The following is a 16252-nucleotide window of genomic DNA, read 5'->3' as shown; positions in this document are numbered from 1 at the left end:
CTAATGAGTATCATTAAAAGCGTACAAGATTATTTAGCCAAGTATGATGGAATGCAGCTTATAAATATGTCAGAGATGGAAACGGACTATACACCGGGAAAGAGAGGTGTAAAAGGTGGAACTTCCGCACTTGCACCAACAGGTAATTCTAGAACGAGAACGGATGTTCTTGGGAATAAGACTTATGAAAATTCATATATTTTTTTCGCAAAGGATTTGGCCGTAGATAATTCTGCGAGAGAAGATATGTATGACTTTTTGGAGTCTCTTTCAGAATGGATTGAAACAAAGATTGATGAAGGACTCCTTCCTGAATTACCAGGTAAGTATGAAGCAGTCAATCTAGTTCCATCAAATCATATGCTATATGACATCGAGGAAAGTGGTGCAGGAGTATATCAAGTAGAGTTAATACTAACAATCAATAAGAGAAAATAGGAGGACAATATGAGCAATGTAATTAAAAGAGAACTATGGCAGACGTTTTTAGGAATTCCGGATGCAGGTGGGACTAACTTGGACTACGAGGCAATTGGAGAAGATAACGATACATTGACTGAAGAGCTCAATGCCAATGTCAGCAAGACCAAAAATGTTCTTGGTAAGAACAGTACGGCGGTAGACGGTTATTCTCCAAGTATGTCTGTTTCACCCTATAAGGCAGATAAGGGGACAAAGACCTTTGCATTCCTAAAAGGAATTGCTGATGGTCTCAAGACACATGGTGACTGCGAGACACACGTAATAGACGTAGACCTATTTGCTGAACCGGAATCATCTGAATATCCGGCAATCAAGAAGGGGGTAATCGTGGAGGTTAAGTCTCTTGGAGGCAACACGGATGCTTTCCAGATTCCTTACGAGCTGCACTACACTAATGTGAATGAGAAGGGTAAATTTAATCCTACGACAAAGAAATTCACAAAGACTCTATAAGGATAAGAAAGGATAATAGGTCATGGCTGGTACAAATTTGAATTTTGATACCGGGACAATCACCCTGTATGTGCAGGGTGATCCATCCCGAAAGTTTTCGTTTAATCCTACAGATCAGAAAGTACTTAAAGGCTTTTTGAGACTGGTTGATGAAGCGGAAGAAAAGATGAAAGATTTTTCAAAGAGGGCAGAAGGTATTGAGGAGTCAGGAGATATTACTGAAGCTGAATTTACATCTCAAACTGCAGACCTTATGGATGATATAGACAGTTGGTTCAGAGGTTCTTTTGATAGTATTTTTGGTGAAGGACAGGCTCAAATTGTTTTTGGAGACACATCCTCCGTTGCAATTAATAGTGATGGGGAGTACATCATGATAGCAATGCTCATGGCTTTGTATCCTATCTTTGAGAAGGAAATTCAAACTAGATCTGATAGAATCGACAAGGTTTGTTCTGAAATAGTAGAGGATTTACCTAGAGATGAAGAAGTAATTGATGCTACTGAAGAGGCAGAAGAAGAGAATGCTGACTCTGCCGAATAGCATTAAGCTAGGAGAAAAGGAATATTCTATCAGGAGTGATTATAGAGCTGGTATCCGCTTGATGCAGATGTTTGAAGATCCTGAACTGACAGATAGTGAAAAGCTTTTTATAGCAATGAAGGTAATCTTCAAAGATACAGTAATTCCAGGAGTTTATTTACAAGAAGCACTAGAGAAAACAGTGTGGTTTCTAAATGGTGGAGAGCTGAATCAAACATCTTCTGCCGGCAGTCAAAGAAGACTATATTCATGGAATCAGGATTTGAGATTCATAATAGCGGCAGTAGATAAAACCGTGGGGTTTTCCGTTCGTGGAAAAGCCTTTTTTCATTGGTGGGACTTTCTATCGGCCTTTTCAGAAGTTGGCGAATCCAGTTTCACAACGATAGTATCTCAACGTTTGCTGAAACAAAAGGGTAAGCAAACAGAAAGTGATATTGATTGGTGGGCGGAAAATGCAGATATTGCAGAGCTTAAGGTTCAAAGGTCAAAAGAGGAACAAAACGCTGTAGATAGATTCAATAAATTACTTAAAGAAGGGAATGGTTAGTTATGGCTCAAGAATATGCAGGATATCTGATGTTCAATACAAAGCTCGACTCAGGTGGCTTTAATAAGGGCGCTAAAAAGATAGGTGGCATGGGAGGTAAGCTTACAGATCAGCTTGCAAAATATGCAAAACGCGGAGCTATAGCTATGGGAACAGCTATTACAGCTGCTATGGTATCCGGTGTTAAGTATAACGCTCAAATGGAGCAGTACTATCAGTCTTTCAAAACAATGCTTGGTAGCACAAAGGAAGCTACAAAGCACATGCAAATGCTTAAAAAGTTCGCTGCAGAAACACCCTTTGAAATGACAGATTTGGCTAATGCATCCCAAACGCTCCTTGCTTTTGGAGAGAATGTCAATCTGATAGAAGGTGACCTCAAAATGCTTGGAGACATATCCCTTGGTAACAAGGAGAAGTTCTCGGCATTGGCTCTGGTATTTGGCCAGGTTAAGTCACAGGGTCGTCTAATGGGGCAAGATTTACTACAGATGATTAATGCAGGCTTTAACCCGCTTACTATCATATCCAAGAAGACCGGAAAGAGTATGGCTCAGCTGAAGGATGAAATGGCAAAAGGTCAAATCACCTTTGATATGGTAGCGGATGCTATGAAGACAGCAACATCTGCAGGTGGTCAGTTTAATGATGCCATGAAAACACAGTCAAAAACTGTAATCGGTCTTTGGTCGACCCTAAAGGATAATGTCCACGCGAAACTTGGCGAAGCAATGGAGAGCGTAAGCAACATAATTAAGTCATCGCTTCTTCCTAACGCTATCAAATTCGTGGATAAATTCAACGTAAAAAAGACTGTAGCTGGAGTAAGAACACTTATTGATGTTCTCAAGATAGTATCTCCTCTTATTGCAGGTTTATATGTAGCACCAAGAGTAACTTCTGGCGCTGGTGCACTAGCTGGTCTTTGGAGTAGAGGACTGCTAGAAGCAAAGAAATACAAAATTGAGATGGCGGCTATTGCGCGGTTGAGCTTGAAAGGCACAAAGGCGGAAATATCCGGTGTTGGTGTAGTGGTTGGATTGTTGACTCAGAAGCTTACAATTGCAGAAGCAAAAACTCTTGCTCTAGGTAGAGCGCAAGCTGTAATGGCCGGAATCAACCCTTATGTAGCTATAGTAGTTGGTGTACTGGCGTTTGTAACAGCAGTGGAGCTGGCAAAGAAGACGATGCAGGCACACGCTTTGGAAGCGGATAAGGATTACAGTGCAGTTCTTAAACTTGCTAAGGCTAACGAAGAAGCGGAGAAGGCGTATAACAGCCAAAGAAAAGCCGCTGCAAATGATATGGTTCAAAAAGGCGCGGAAGTAGAAAATGCTATTAATCTCAAGAGAGAGCTTGATGGTATCGTGGATGCATCCGGACGTGTTAAAAAAGGCTATGAAGGCAGAGCTGCTGCTATTGTATCGATATTGCAATCCCAAGGTGCTGAAATCAGCATGCAGAATGGAGTAATTAAGAACTATGGTGAGCTTAGCCAGGCCATAGATAACTACCTTGTTAAGAAAAGAGCTCAAATTGTGCTTGATGCATATGAGGAATCGTATAAGACTGCACAGAGAAATATTCGTAAATCGACAGAGGCATACACCAAAGCTAGCAGAGAGCTTGATAAGCATACCAAATCTCAAGCCGAAATTAATAGGATGTCTGCAAGGCAGGTAAGCGAATACGAAGAGAAACAGACAAAGCTCATAAAGGCCAAAAGCAAGGCGGCAGCCCAAGTTAACAAATACAATAAGGATATTACCAGATATGAACAAGCACTTGCTGAGTTTGAAAAAGGTAATTACTCCAAGATTAATGCAGTACTTGATGGTCATGCTCAAGCGATGGCTGATATCAACAAAAAGAACAAGAAACAACTTCGAAAGCAAAGGCAAGATACAGCTGAAGAGCTTAAGGCATTGAATAAGCTATATAAGAAGACTGGATCAGATAACGTAAAGGCTGCTGCAGAAGCTAAACAAAAAGAGCTAGCTGCTATAGATTCTAAGCTGGGAGAACAGACTGCGAGAGTCAAAGGTAATCGTGGAAAGATGAAAGCTGCAACTAAGGATATGATGGGCGGCGTACAAGAGGGCATCAAGGAATCAGATATATCTATTGATGATCAGCTTGATAAATTATCAGAGTCTCCTAAAAATTATGCTGGTGGAATTAAAGCTGCAATGAATAGTTTGGTATCTGCTGCAAACAACGCTGCAGGAGGAGCAAATCTTAAAGGCGCATTTGCTCCTAGATTATCTCAGCTATCAAGTTCTCCTCATGGATGGAGAGGTACAATTTCATCTGCTATGTCATCCCTCATGAATGCAGCGCGATCAAGTGCTGGTAGTGTTTCATTTTATGGCGTCGGATACAACGCAGGTACAGGTATTAAATCCGGCATACTTGCAGCAAAAGCACAGGTTATTGCTGCAGGTATAGCGATAGCGAATGCAGTTGTCGATAATATGAAAAAAGCAATAGAGTCTCGTTCTCCATCAAGGAAAACGGCAAGGCTTGTCGGAGCACCAATCACGCAAGGTGTGGGAGTTGGCATGATGCGCGAGTCAAAGGCTCTGTATAAGAAAGCTAGACAAGTAGCTAATAATACAGTGGCTGCTATGAAGGTTGATCCTGTCACCATAGGACTTGGTGTAAAAAAGCAAATTAACATTCCTATTGCTGCGAAAGGAACAACGCTTCCAGTGCAAGCTAGGACCTCAATTATGATGCAGTCAAAAGAACGAGGATTACTCGATAAACTCATAGACAAGGTTGAACAGATTAATGCTAGACCAATAACGCAAGAGATTAACTTCCATGAAAGAGTTTACACACCTGCAGATGCTCGTGACAGATTGGCTGAATTAGCTCGTTTGGGATTGGAGGTGGATGCATAAATGATATTTTTGAAGTTTATCAGAGACGATGGCGCCATCATGAATATAGGAGATGGTGCAGAAGATTACGAACTGCTCAGTAAGACTGGTACAAGTAACGTAGAAGTTGAACACTACTACGATGCGAAAGGAAGTGGATATGGTGATTGGCATTCAGGAGAAAGAGTTAAAGGTAGGACTCTGAAATATAAAATTACAAGTCATACAGGGATAACGGCTTCACGAAGATTTATGGAGTTTTTTTTTAATGTGCTTCATAAATTCAGAGTGGAGTCGTATTTTAATGGCAGAGAGGTTTACCTAGATGCTGAATTACTGACTCCTAAGCATACAGAGGATTTATATTCTCATGAAGAGGTTGAGATTACTTTTTATGCAGCTGATCCATATTGGAAGTCACTTGATGATACTGTAAGAAACTTTTACACCCAATCTGCACTCTGGCATTATCCGTATGCATTTATTGAACCGAATCAAAATCTACCGGCTAATGCATATACTGTATTTGAGAGAATCAACGTAAATAAAACAGTTTACGTATATAACGACGGAGATGCGCCGGCACTATTTACAATCACAATTCACGGTGCAGTTGATAATCCTGAAGTGAAAATCAATGATGCGCTTATCAAATACAACGGAACTGTCGGTTCAGGAGAGTCTCTATTTATAGATTCCGAAAATGGAGTTTATCAACTAGATGGTAAGAATGTGCTGAAGGATATGATTGTGCTTGGTGAACCTATGTTAAAGACGGGTGATAACGTGTTAGTCAGCAACAAGGAGATGTTTGGTACTGTCAATTATCATAAGTTGTATAACGGAGATATGTAGCTATGAAAGTATTTGCATTTGACGAAAATATGAACCGCATAGGAGAACTAAAGTATATACAACTTCTATGGGATAGGAACAATACAGAACCCGGAGGGTTTACGCTCTATCAGCAGTCAAAGCATTATATTGAAGCTGCTTACATAATGGCCGAAGGTCGCAGAGAGGTTGGTATTGTATACAAGCCCTCGTACAAATCTGATCCAAATGGTCGATATGTTACAACGGAAGGCAAGTTTGCAGAGGATATGGCCAATGATGCTACGACGGGTCATGGAATGACAATTGTTGCATCAAAACGCATGAATGACCAGCTCATGACGTACTTAAATGGTAAAGGTATTAAGGAAGCAAACGATAGTGAGTCTATGAAGCAGAGAGATGAAGTAATGACACGCTGTCTTGACGTTGGAGTGGAGATGTATCGAATCTTGGCTCTTGACCAGGAATCATTTCAGATCAACTGGAATGGTGGCTGGGAAATTAAGTTTGTAAAGCCGCGTGAGACTGGAATAAGATTTTCAAAGGGTATCGGCAATGCAAAAGAGATTATCTATTCCCAAGACATGTCGGTTTATAAGCATAAATGTACAGGGTATGTAGAAATCCCAGATGATGTTGTAAAAGAAGGGTACAGTGGAACTTCCTATGTAGGTGGCAAATACTATGAGACAGATTCTTTTATAAGCACTCTTAAAGTTGAGGATAGGTTTAAACAGAAAGAGATGTCAATGGACTTCTCTATGCCTGAAGGACTTGATATTACAGCATCTAACAAATCTAAAATTAAAGCGCAAATTGTGCAGATGTGTCAGCTTGAACTTTTAAATCATTATGTAATTAGAGATATAGAAGTTACACCACTACAGATAGCAGGTTGTCGATATCTAATAGATTACGATCTTGGAGATATTGTGTTGGTGGAAATCCCAGAAGTGGGGATTACATATGAGGCCCAGATTATAGAAGTTCATGAGGTTTGGGAAAAGAATACACAGACCTATACTATAACACTGGGGCATAAAAGAGTTAAACGTTAAAGAGAAGAAATGAAGAGGTGAGATATGAGAGCATTTCCTTATCAATCAATATATGACCAATCGGCAAACCCTCCTTGGGACCGTTTGACTGGAGCGAGTGACCATAGAATTGAGGCATTCGCAAACTGGACAGATGGAGTATATCCAGGTGGATGGGAAACTACTCCGGGAGTAGGGATGTCAGTTATGGTGAGTCCTGGTATGGGCAGAATTAGAGGAATTTTTTGTTACGATGACGACCCTCACTCAGGAGGCTTATCCACTGAGAGTAGGACCCTTGCAATTCAGGCAGCAGATGAAAGTTTGGATAGGATAGATAGAGTTATTGTTAGGCATAATGATGCCCTTGATGTAAGAGCAACGGATTGGTATATCCTTAAAGGGACTCCATCTGCGAATCCATCGGCTCCTGAGTTGACAAGAAACAGCAGCACATATGAGTTGTGTGTAGCTGAAATCTTTGTAGCTAGGGGTACAAATGCAATATCTGCACAGCGCATTACAGATACGCGCCTAAATTACAACTTATGTGGTATCACTACAACAAGAGTAATGGATTTAGCAATCGATGAGATTAAGAATCTACTAAGTTCAGCTATAGATGGAACCACTGCAGGAAAACTACGAAATAGCATGTCTAAAATGATAACAATTGAAACAGATGTCAAAATATACGGCTCTGTTGCTGTTGAAGATAATACGTATGCTAAATATCCTTTTAGAATTGATATACCTATTAATCGCTGTACAGAAGAACACATCCCAGATATTTATTTAGAATCAGGGAAAAGTGATCTAGTTTATGAAATTTGTGAGACGCGATCAGGGTTTGTAAGAGTGTATGTTTCAAAAAATACATTTGGCAATATTACAATCCCAGTAATAAGGCTAACAAAAGAAGTTACCGTTTAATCAGAAGGAGGATACGTAATAATGGCAATAGGCAAAGTTAATGGTGGGGGTAATGGTTTACTACAGCTGAAAGTTGCAAACAAAAGCGTAACAATAGCGACTAACGGTGGTGTAGCAATGTCGTCGATATCTATGGCGGAGCTAGGAATTCCACAAGATAGTGAGGTACTGCTAGCACAAGTACATCCTTTACATAAGGCTGGCGCTGATGATATATGGACAGCGGTATTTTATGGTTATTCTTGGGATAGCTCGAAGAAAACTGTTGAAATTGCAGTCAACGGAAGAGTGACAGGACTGCAAAAGCAGGTCTTTGAGATTAATGTTTTGTACCAATAAAAATAGCTAATAAGACTGGGTTATAAGCCCAGTTTTTTTAATGGTCAAAGAAAGGAGGTTTGAAATGTCACCAGAAGCATTAGGAACAATCATATTAGGATTATCAACATTAGCAGGTTTGATTTATAGCCTTAGCAAGTTAGTAAGCGAACCGATAAATAAGCTGGATAAATCCGTATCAGCATTTACAGTTCAAGTTGAAATACTTAGTAAAAATATTTCGAAGATTGAAGATGATGTAAAGGCTCAAGAAGCTCATGATCAGGAATCACATGCACGCATGTGGACGAAACACAATGAACACGATAGCCGATTAAACGAACATGAAAAACGAATCGGTTATCTGGAAAACAGGAAGGAGAAGTAGGAAATGAAGATAAATTGGAGGATTAGATTCCGGAATGGTAAATGGGTAGCTATGTTCCTTGGTGCAGCAGTAACCACAGGGTACATGATTTGTGAAACACTAGGAATTAAGCTTCCTATTCCTCAGACAGATGTTACTAAGATTGTAACAGCTATACTAGGACTTTTGAGTATGCTTGGGGTTATTACAGATCCTACGACAAAAGGCATAGGAGATAGTGACCTAGCTATGACTTACAAAAAGCCTAGAGGCGAGATTGGCGGAGAACATACACCAGGATTTACAGCAATATTACAAGAGGAACACGATCCATCAGACGCGCCAACAGACAAGGAGGTGTAAGATGAATGGGAACAAAGTTATAGAGTATGCTAGAAAATTCCTCGGACAAGGATCTGCGACATTCGCAGATTGGTACTATGGCTCATCCTCGTACAGAGGATGGGCGTGGTGCGCAGTCTTTGTGTCATACGTACTCTCCCACTTAGGAATTAAATGGGAAAAGAATAACAACGTTGCAAATGCGCAGATTTGGTGTAGTAAAAATCTGAAGTGGGTAAACCTATCAGAAGCTCAAGCTGGCGACATCGTGATATTCTGTTGGAGCGGTAAGGGAAACAATTCTGGAAGTGGTTCTAGAGACCACATAGGATTTGTTATAAAGAGAAATGCGAATGGCACACTTACAACGCTCGAGGGAAATACAAGCGGTTCAAGAGTAGCTATAAGAATCAGATATGCAAAGAACATCAGAAATATTTATAGGCCAGATTACTCGACCACTCCAACTGTAGGATGGATACAAGACTCCAAGGGTTGGTGGTATAGAACTAAAGAAGGTAACTACTATAAATCAACCTGGGCGCAGTTAGATGGTGCGTGGTATTACTTTGATAGCTCGGGTTATGCGGTTACTGGATGGCAACAAATCAAAGACAAGTGGTACTACTTTGATAGCAGCTGCAAGATGCACACAGGGTGGCTGTCAATTAGTGATAAATGGTATTATTTAGAACCTAACGACGGAAGTGCCTATATAAATGGTATGCATGCGATATCGGGCAAAAATTACTACTTTAACTCTGATGGAGCTATGCAGGTTGGTTGGGTAAAAACTGATAACGAGTGGCAGTTCTATAACAATAATGGCAGTAGAGTTGAAAAAGGATTAGTTATGGGCGATAATGCTGTCTTTGCTGTCAAAGACGGAACTCTTATCACTGATGGAACGGTAGACATTAAAGCAGACAAAGACGGAGCTATTAGCGTTGTGTAGCTGATATTTACGTATTAATAGAGCAGATGAGGAGAATAGATATACGAGGGAGGGCTATGCCCTCTCTTTTTTATTATCTCAAATATGATGAAAAAAATACCACACTTTGTACCACACCGACATGTGGTATTAGGTGGTAATATCGACAATAAGGGTAAACTCTAACAATAAAGAAAAACACCGTAACTCGTTGGAATTACGATGTTTTACGTGGTGCGTGATCAGGGGTTCGAACCCTGGACACCCTGATTAAGAGTCAGGTGCTCTGCCAGCTGAGCTAATCACACATATTAGGTTGTTTGCTTAACAGCTTATATAGTCTAGCATTGATTTATAAGGCAGTCAAGAAAAAGTTTGAAATAAATCGAATTAAATTAGAATTTAATTTAAGCGTTTAGTTGCGCATGCATTCAGATAGGGCGTGTGATGTGCATAAGCAATTTTATTTGCTTATATCTTATCGTTCATACACAAATGTATTTATAAAATACGTTAAAAACATTTCAATTCATCACAATAACTAAACCTTAGCAAAATCAATCATGATACAATAAAAAAAGAAGCAGCGCGATTTAAAACAGGTGCAGGAAATACAATATTTCCACAATAAATAGGAACACGGGTGGGACTAATTCCTATCTATTGATGTTGCGCGTGCCTCTTGACGGATAATGTTATCATAAAAAAGGCGGAAAAGATAGTACAAAATGACGATAATTTTGTATAAAATTATGTATTTATTGCGCGAATTCCACTAATCGCAAGCGAAATCTTGCTATTAACTTATCCTTGTTGTATAATTTCCAATGAATCTTTATAGAAGATTGACAACCAGCACAAAAGCGAGTTTCTCGCTCGAGTGTTTTTAGTGGATTTGGGAGGTAACAATGTTCTGTAGCAATTGTGGCAATGAAGTAACAGAAGGCGCTAAATTTTGCAGTGTATGTGGTGCAAGATTGAGCCTTGATGCAGAACCATCAGTACACGAACATACAGCGTTTAGTTCGTCGAATAGAGAAGGAAATATGATGGACAAGAGAGAATCTTCTACGAAGTTCGACTTTAATTTCGGATCCGAGGATTTAGAGATTAAGGAGCCTAAGAAGAAAACAAGTTCGGTTTCTTTCGATTGGAGCTCTGTAATTGAGGAGAGCCATAAGAAACCTACTAAGAAAATCAGATCCCCTTGGGAGACAACTGGGATTGACGATGAGGAAGCTGAAACCGTAACACAGTCGTTCAGTTCAGTTAATAATGATCGGGATAGGCACAATACTGCTGAGCCTGCGCATAAGGCTGAGGAGCCGGATTCCCTCGAGGAAATTCTAAAGCGTGATTCCGCAGCTGCTCCGGCATCTGGTCACGGACGCACTATGAACTTCATAGAGGTCATGAAGCAGGAAAAAGAAGAGCGAGAGAAGGCTGCGAAGGAAGCTGAAGAAGCATCCGTTTCGGCTGACTCTGATTTTAGTGATTCTATTCTACCTAATGAAGAAAGGGAGCACACTCAGGGATACACAGAACTCAAGGACGATATCGTTGCTGAACTGGAGAAGCAGGCAAGCGAGATGGATGAGAAGGAAGTTTCGCATAGACTAGATGCAGCTTCTGCGGATTTTGATGAGTATCTAAGTGCTCGCCGCAAGTCGCACGAGGAAGTGTTCCAAGCAGAGCCACCACATAACTTCGTTGATGATATGGTTCATGTGTCCGCAGCTGACACTAGGGACGAGTTTAAGCTTCCAGAAGATGAATTTGAGACAGAGCTTTCTGCATTTATCGGTAACCATGAGGACGCTGATAAAGAAGATGTTCATGCAGACAAATCAGACGATGATTTATTCAACTTTGATATTGATATTGAAGATACAGATGAAGATGAGGAGACTGTAAGCCAGTATCTCGACTACGTGAAGCCAAGCAGGGTTTCGCGTGCACAGGAACGCGCTGAAGCTGAGGAATTTGATCTCGATGATGAGGATGACGATGATGAGCCAGAGACATTCTCGTACGATGAGCTTACAGATGATAACAAAGAGCCAGAGACGGACTACGAACTTGAACCTGAAACTGAATCTACAGCAGAAGCAGATGATTTCGCATTCGGTAATGATGACATAGATGTTCCTTATGAGGAGCCTGTCAACTACTCTGAACTATACATGGATGAAGAGACAGAAAAGGCTGATAAGCCGGTGGCATTAGAGACTGCTGAAGCAGTTGATTCGCATGATACTAGTGATGATGCAGCTACAGAAGCAGTTGCAGCAGTTTCGGAAACTTCGACTGAACCAAAAGAGCAAGAGGAGCCAGTAGCTACAGAAGTTGCTGCGGAGCCAGTTTCAGAACCAACTGCAGAAATAGCTTCAAAACCATCACTGGCAGAGCCCGTAAATGCAGCATCAGAAACCGTAGAGGTAGCTTCAGCACCTGCTGAAAAGGCTGAGGATGCTGAGCTAGCAGCTGCAAAGGCTATAGAAAGTGAAATTGCAAACCTGCAGAAGCGTCTAGCAGAACTTCTCGGCAAAGACACTTCAGAAACAGTTGAACTGCCAGCAAGAGAAGTTGTTTCGGCCGAAGAACTAGTGCAGGAGCCTGTACAGGTGAAGGCTGAGGCGGAGACTGAAGCAAATGCTACAGAGACAGGGGCTCGCTCTGATTTAACTAGCTTAGAGGCAGAATTGGCTGCTTTAGGATTCGATACAATTGATGATGAACCAGATGAAGAGGCTGATATGCTGTTCTCTGCAGAAGATGTAGCAGATGCTAACACTTCAGCTGTGGAAGAGGATAACGAGGATCTAAATCAAGAAGAGGTTATGTCGATTGACGATCTACAGAAGGATCTCTTTGGTACAGATGTTGATGATGCAGGGATGGAGGCAACTCGTAAGATAGACAAGTTCTATACTCTCTATCGTAAGAATGAAGAGTTCCAGCAGCTTCTTGATGAGGAATATAAGAAACTGCAAGATGGCAGTGCTGACTATACGCTTATGGAGGATGTGCTAGCTGAGTATCAGGATGAGGAAGAAACTGAAGAAACTCCATCTGAAGCCCATCATGAGACAGTCGAAGCTGCAGTTAAGGCCGAGTCAGCTAAGCTTGAAGCAGCAAAGAAGGATGCAGGATCAGAACTCAGTAATAGCGCTAATGTTACTGAACCTATTACTGCTGCGACAACTCTAGTTAGTTCGCCAGCTCAGGCTGCAGTTAATACGGCAAGTAAGGCAAGCAGTGTAGCACCGTCTGTAGTCGACGATGACGATGAAGAGTCGCGCAAAGGCGGAGTTCTAACGGTAATTGCGGTTATCGTAGCAATCTTGCTAGTTCTGCTATTGGTTGTGATACTAATACTTAACTTTGCGCCGGACAGCAGTGTTGCGCAGCGAATCAGCGAAGTGATTGGAAAGTTTACAAATTTCGCATCGCTGGGTGATAATTCTGAATTGCTACTATAAGGGTGATTTATACGTATATGCAGCGGCAGGCTTGATGGCTACCGCTGCATTATGTGGTTTTTGGAGAAATTATGGCTAAGGATAAGAAAAAAGGAAAAGTTACGTACACATTTAATGGTGAAGGTAAGCGAAGGAATGTCTTTGGAAAGCTACTTGTTATAGCAATTTTTGTGATAGTTATAGTCGGTAGAAGTGTCGGTTTTCTCACAGACTGGATGTGGTTTAGAGAACTTGGCTTTACTAGAGTCTTTTGGACGCAGCTTGCAACAGAGTTAAAGCTCGGGATTGTAATATTCGTGCTTTCAGGGCTTTTGGTGCGAGTTTATCTAAATAGCCTTAGAAAGGGATATTTTAGTAAGATAGAATCACACGAAATTCCGGATATGCACAAGCTAAACGTGTTATCGTGGGTAATATCTGTGATTTTCGGAGTTGTGGCAGCGTTTGTATCGGCTACGAGCACGTGGCAATCATTTCTCATGTTTGCGAACTCCTCAAAGTTCGGATTAAAGGATCCAATTTTTGGACTAGATATTTCGTTCTATATATTTAAACTTGAGTTTTTAACTAAGCTTAATTCAATCGCGATATTCGTTATTGTCGGAGTGGTTATTGTAACGTTAATTTACTATGCCGTTTTGCTTTCGGTAAGGAAACCGGATATTTTCGACAAGAAGGATGTCTTTGAGGATCTTGAAGCAGATGATGCAGCGAAAGAGGCACAGGCAGTAGATGAAGCTTCGGCAGATGATGAAGTTAGGAGAGGACGTCCCGATAATAGTATTCCGTTCGGCAAGAGAGACCCTTTAGATGATGTCGCGAGAGTCATAAAAGGATTTACGGGTAAAGCGAAGGAGCAAGCTAAGAAACATAGAGAGAATAAACGCGAAGTCAATCGGTCAAATGTGGACCATCTATTTAGCCTAGCCTCTGGTAAGGCGATGATTTTAGGCGTTGTTTTCTACGTTATGCTAGGAATCCACTTCGTATTAAAGCAGTTCACACTCTTACATGCACATACTGGAACGGTGTATGGTGCTGGATTTACGGATATTGCTATTACGCAAAAAGTATATCTGCTGGTTATGATTTTAGCGGTAGTTGGGGCGATTAGCTTGGTAAGGCACGTGCATAAGAAAGAATATCTTAAGCTCGCTAGAGTTCCGATGCTCATAATAGGGGTGCTTTTCCTCGGAACTATTCTTAAAGTAGGTGTTCAGAGCCTGATAGTTGCTCCAGATGAAATCAACAAAGAAAGCAAATACATCAAGAATAACATCCAATATACAAATCATGCGTACGGTCTAGACAAGGTTAAGGTCGATTCTTTTGCAGCACAGAACAATCTGACAGCTGCAGATATAGCTAGTAACAAACCAACTATCAGTAACATCAGAATCAACGACTATGAGCCTGTAAAGGACTACTACAATCAAACCCAGAGTATTCGCCAGTATTACGATTTCAATGATGTAGATGTGGATAGATACGATATAAATAGTTCTGAAACGCAGGTATATCTGTCGGCGCGTGAGATTAACGAAGCCAAGATTAGCGATACATGGATTAACAAGCATTTGAAGTACACTCATGGTTATGGGGTTGCGCTATCCAAGGTTAACTCCGTAACTTCAAGCGGACAACCGGATGTGCTCGTAAAAAATATTCCACCTGAGTCAAATATTCCTGAAATAAAGATTAAGAGACCTGAGATCTATTTCGGTGAGCTCACGAACAACTATATAATCGTCAATGGGGATGAGCAGGAATTCGATTACCCAGATGGGAATAACAACAAGTATACCAAGTACAAGGGCAAGGCAGGTATAAAGCTCGGAATTTTAAGCAGACTGCTGTTTTCAATCAGAGAGGGAAGCATGCAGATGCTCGTGTCAAGGAATATCAACTCGGATTCGAGGATAATCATCAATAGAAATATTCTTGAGAGGGTAAATAAAATTTTGCCGTACCTCGAGTATGAGAAGGACCCTTACATGACCATCGTGGATGGTAGGCTGTACTGGGTTATAGATGCGTATACGACTAGCAGCAACTATCCGTATTCTGAGCCTTATTCGGGTCAGATTGGGACTACGAATTATATCAGAAACTCGATCAAGGTGGTTGTTGATGCTTACAATGGAGATGTAAATTACTACGTTGTGGATGATAAGGATCCGATTGCAAAGACGTATGCGAAGATATACCCGACGCTATTCAAGGGTAAGGATAAGATTCCTTCGGGATTGAAGAAGCATTTTAAGTATCCATCGACGCTCCTCAATATCCAGGCGGGTGCTTACACCAAGTATCATATGAATGAAGTCAAGGTCTTCTATCAGAAGGAAGATCTCTGGGATGTTGCAAATCAGATATATGGCACAAAAGAGAGACCGATGAGTTCGAGCTTCTTCATATTTAATCTACCGGGAGAAAAGCGTGAAGAGTTTATAAATATGATTCCGTTCACTCCTAAGTCGAAGCAGAACATGACGGCGATCATGATGGCGAGAAATGACGGAGATGAATACGGCAAGCTCGTTGTATATAAGTTCCCTAAGAACAAGACCGTATACGGTCCAATGCAGGTTGAAGCGCAGATAGATCAGAACTCTGAGATTGCCAAGGAGTTCTCGTTATGGAATTCATCAGGGACTACGTATAAACGTGGCGACATGTTTATAATTCCTGTAAATAATTCTATAATGTACGTAGAGCCGGTATATCTCGAGGCCTCAAATCAAGCGATACCTGAGGTTAAGAGGGTAATAGTCGCTTACGGAGACAAGATAGCATACGCATCTACACTGGATGAGGCGCTTGAGAGTTTATTTGGAGATGGCGCAGGGAATTCGGGCAGTGTTAGCAGCAATTCTTCAGGAGGTTCCGATGGGGCTAGTGGCTCCAGTAACCAGAAAGAGCTGATTGGCAAAGCCAAGGAGGCGTATGATAATGCCGTGAAGGCCCAGAAAAATGGGGACTGGAAGGCTTATGGCGAGTATCTAGATGAGCTGTCTGGATATCTCGATCAGCTTGCTGGATAGGAAGCTAGGATCAAATTACTTTTTACTTTGCGAGATAAGGAGA

The 16252-nt window shown here is 41.1% G+C and carries 14 protein-coding genes and 1 tRNA gene; 14 read left to right on the top strand and 1 reads right to left on the bottom strand.

The genetic code is table 11. The annotated features are described in order from the left end of the window. Positions 1-3 precede the first annotated feature (3 nt). From Q7O90_RS06935 to Q7O90_RS06880, 12 genes are all read left to right on the top strand, one after another. Positions 4-438, top strand: a complete 435-nt coding sequence (locus Q7O90_RS06935) for a hypothetical protein (protein ID WP_304128865.1) — start codon at positions 4-6, stop codon at positions 436-438. 9 nt (positions 439-447) lie between these two features. Next, entirely contained in the window at positions 448-936 is a 489-nt protein-coding gene (locus Q7O90_RS06930; protein WP_304128863.1) for a hypothetical protein, read from the top strand. Positions 937-958: 22 nt separating this feature from the next. After that, positions 959-1480: a hypothetical protein gene (locus Q7O90_RS06925; RefSeq protein ID WP_304128862.1), complete on the top strand. Its 522-nt coding sequence runs from the start codon at positions 959-961 to the stop codon at positions 1478-1480. Further along, positions 1434-2030, top strand: coding sequence for a Gp15 family bacteriophage protein (locus Q7O90_RS06920; protein WP_304128860.1), 597 nt, complete (start codon positions 1434-1436; stop codon positions 2028-2030). The genes Q7O90_RS06925 and Q7O90_RS06920 overlap by 47 nt, the downstream gene beginning before the upstream one ends. A 2-nt stretch (positions 2031-2032) precedes the next feature. Beyond that, positions 2033-4936 (top strand): tape measure protein, encoded by a 2904-nt coding sequence (locus tag Q7O90_RS06915; protein WP_304128858.1) that lies wholly within the window; start codon positions 2033-2035, stop codon positions 4934-4936. After that, positions 4937-5770, top strand: a complete 834-nt coding sequence (locus tag Q7O90_RS06910) for a phage tail domain-containing protein (RefSeq protein WP_304128857.1) — start codon at positions 4937-4939, stop codon at positions 5768-5770. It begins immediately after the preceding gene. Positions 5771-5772: 2 nt separating this feature from the next. Continuing rightward, positions 5773-6810 (top strand): Gp37-like protein, encoded by a 1038-nt coding sequence (locus tag Q7O90_RS06905; RefSeq protein WP_304128855.1) that lies wholly within the window; start codon positions 5773-5775, stop codon positions 6808-6810. Positions 6811-6834: 24 nt separating this feature from the next. Further along, the gene (locus Q7O90_RS06900; RefSeq protein WP_304128853.1) at positions 6835-7722 is read left to right on the top strand and encodes a hypothetical protein; all 888 of its coding nucleotides are present in this window, start codon (positions 6835-6837) and stop codon (positions 7720-7722) included. Positions 7723-7743: 21 nt separating this feature from the next. Continuing rightward, a complete protein-coding gene (locus Q7O90_RS06895; RefSeq protein ID WP_273280508.1) occupies positions 7744-8061 on the top strand; it encodes a hypothetical protein in 318 nt (105 codons plus the stop codon). A 64-nt stretch (positions 8062-8125) separates the two neighbouring features. Next, positions 8126-8428 (top strand): hypothetical protein, encoded by a 303-nt coding sequence (locus Q7O90_RS06890; RefSeq protein WP_106057874.1) that lies wholly within the window; start codon positions 8126-8128, stop codon positions 8426-8428. 3 nt (positions 8429-8431) lie between these two features. Next, positions 8432-8770, top strand: coding sequence for a phage holin (locus tag Q7O90_RS06885; protein WP_304128846.1), 339 nt, complete (start codon positions 8432-8434; stop codon positions 8768-8770). A 1-nt stretch (position 8771) separates the two neighbouring features. After that, the gene (locus Q7O90_RS06880) at positions 8772-9704 is read left to right on the top strand and encodes a CHAP domain-containing protein (RefSeq protein ID WP_304128845.1); all 933 of its coding nucleotides are present in this window, start codon (positions 8772-8774) and stop codon (positions 9702-9704) included. Positions 9705-9915: 211 nt separating this feature from the next. Here Q7O90_RS06880 and Q7O90_RS06875 read toward each other — a convergent pair. Beyond that, positions 9916-9991: transfer RNA gene (locus Q7O90_RS06875), tRNA-Lys, on the bottom strand. Between the two features lie 600 nt (positions 9992-10591). Here Q7O90_RS06875 and Q7O90_RS06870 point away from each other — a divergent pair. Together Q7O90_RS06870 and Q7O90_RS06865 are read left to right on the top strand one after the other, a co-directional pair. Continuing rightward, positions 10592-13165: a zinc ribbon domain-containing protein gene (locus tag Q7O90_RS06870; protein ID WP_304128842.1), complete on the top strand. Its 2574-nt coding sequence runs from the start codon at positions 10592-10594 to the stop codon at positions 13163-13165. Positions 13166-13236: 71 nt separating this feature from the next. After that, positions 13237-16209, top strand: coding sequence for a UPF0182 family membrane protein (locus Q7O90_RS06865; protein WP_304128840.1), 2973 nt, complete (start codon positions 13237-13239; stop codon positions 16207-16209). The last annotated feature ends 43 nt before the right edge of the window (positions 16210-16252 follow it).

The sequence above is a fragment of the Mogibacterium diversum genome (assembly GCF_938028775.1).
GTDB lineage: Bacteria > Bacillota > Clostridia > Peptostreptococcales > Anaerovoracaceae > Mogibacterium > Mogibacterium diversum_A.
The sequence above is the reverse complement of the archived record's forward strand: the minus strand, read 5'-3'. Positions and strand labels throughout refer to the sequence as shown.

Excerpts from the sequence above, each read along its gene's own strand:
- Q7O90_RS06935 (WP_304128865.1), top strand. The coding sequence starts at position 4 with ATGAGTATCATTAAAAGCGTACAAGATTATTTAGCCAAGTATGATGGA.
- Q7O90_RS06930 (WP_304128863.1), top strand. The coding sequence starts at position 448 with ATGAGCAATGTAATTAAAAGAGAACTATGGCAGACGTTTTTAGGAATT.
- Q7O90_RS06925 (WP_304128862.1), top strand. The coding sequence starts at position 959 with ATGGCTGGTACAAATTTGAATTTTGATACCGGGACAATCACCCTGTAT.
- Q7O90_RS06920 (WP_304128860.1), top strand. The coding sequence starts at position 1,434 with ATGCTACTGAAGAGGCAGAAGAAGAGAATGCTGACTCTGCCGAATAGC.
- Q7O90_RS06915 (WP_304128858.1), top strand. The coding sequence starts at position 2,033 with ATGGCTCAAGAATATGCAGGATATCTGATGTTCAATACAAAGCTCGAC.
- Q7O90_RS06910 (WP_304128857.1), top strand. The coding sequence starts at position 4,937 with ATGATATTTTTGAAGTTTATCAGAGACGATGGCGCCATCATGAATATA.
- Q7O90_RS06905 (WP_304128855.1), top strand. The coding sequence starts at position 5,773 with ATGAAAGTATTTGCATTTGACGAAAATATGAACCGCATAGGAGAACTA.
- Q7O90_RS06900 (WP_304128853.1), top strand. The coding sequence starts at position 6,835 with ATGAGAGCATTTCCTTATCAATCAATATATGACCAATCGGCAAACCCT.
- Q7O90_RS06895 (WP_273280508.1), top strand. The coding sequence starts at position 7,744 with ATGGCAATAGGCAAAGTTAATGGTGGGGGTAATGGTTTACTACAGCTG.
- Q7O90_RS06890 (WP_106057874.1), top strand. The coding sequence starts at position 8,126 with ATGTCACCAGAAGCATTAGGAACAATCATATTAGGATTATCAACATTA.
- Q7O90_RS06885 (WP_304128846.1), top strand. The coding sequence starts at position 8,432 with ATGAAGATAAATTGGAGGATTAGATTCCGGAATGGTAAATGGGTAGCT.
- Q7O90_RS06880 (WP_304128845.1), top strand. The coding sequence starts at position 8,772 with ATGAATGGGAACAAAGTTATAGAGTATGCTAGAAAATTCCTCGGACAA.
- Q7O90_RS06870 (WP_304128842.1), top strand. The coding sequence starts at position 10,592 with ATGTTCTGTAGCAATTGTGGCAATGAAGTAACAGAAGGCGCTAAATTT.
- Q7O90_RS06865 (WP_304128840.1), top strand. The coding sequence starts at position 13,237 with ATGGCTAAGGATAAGAAAAAAGGAAAAGTTACGTACACATTTAATGGT.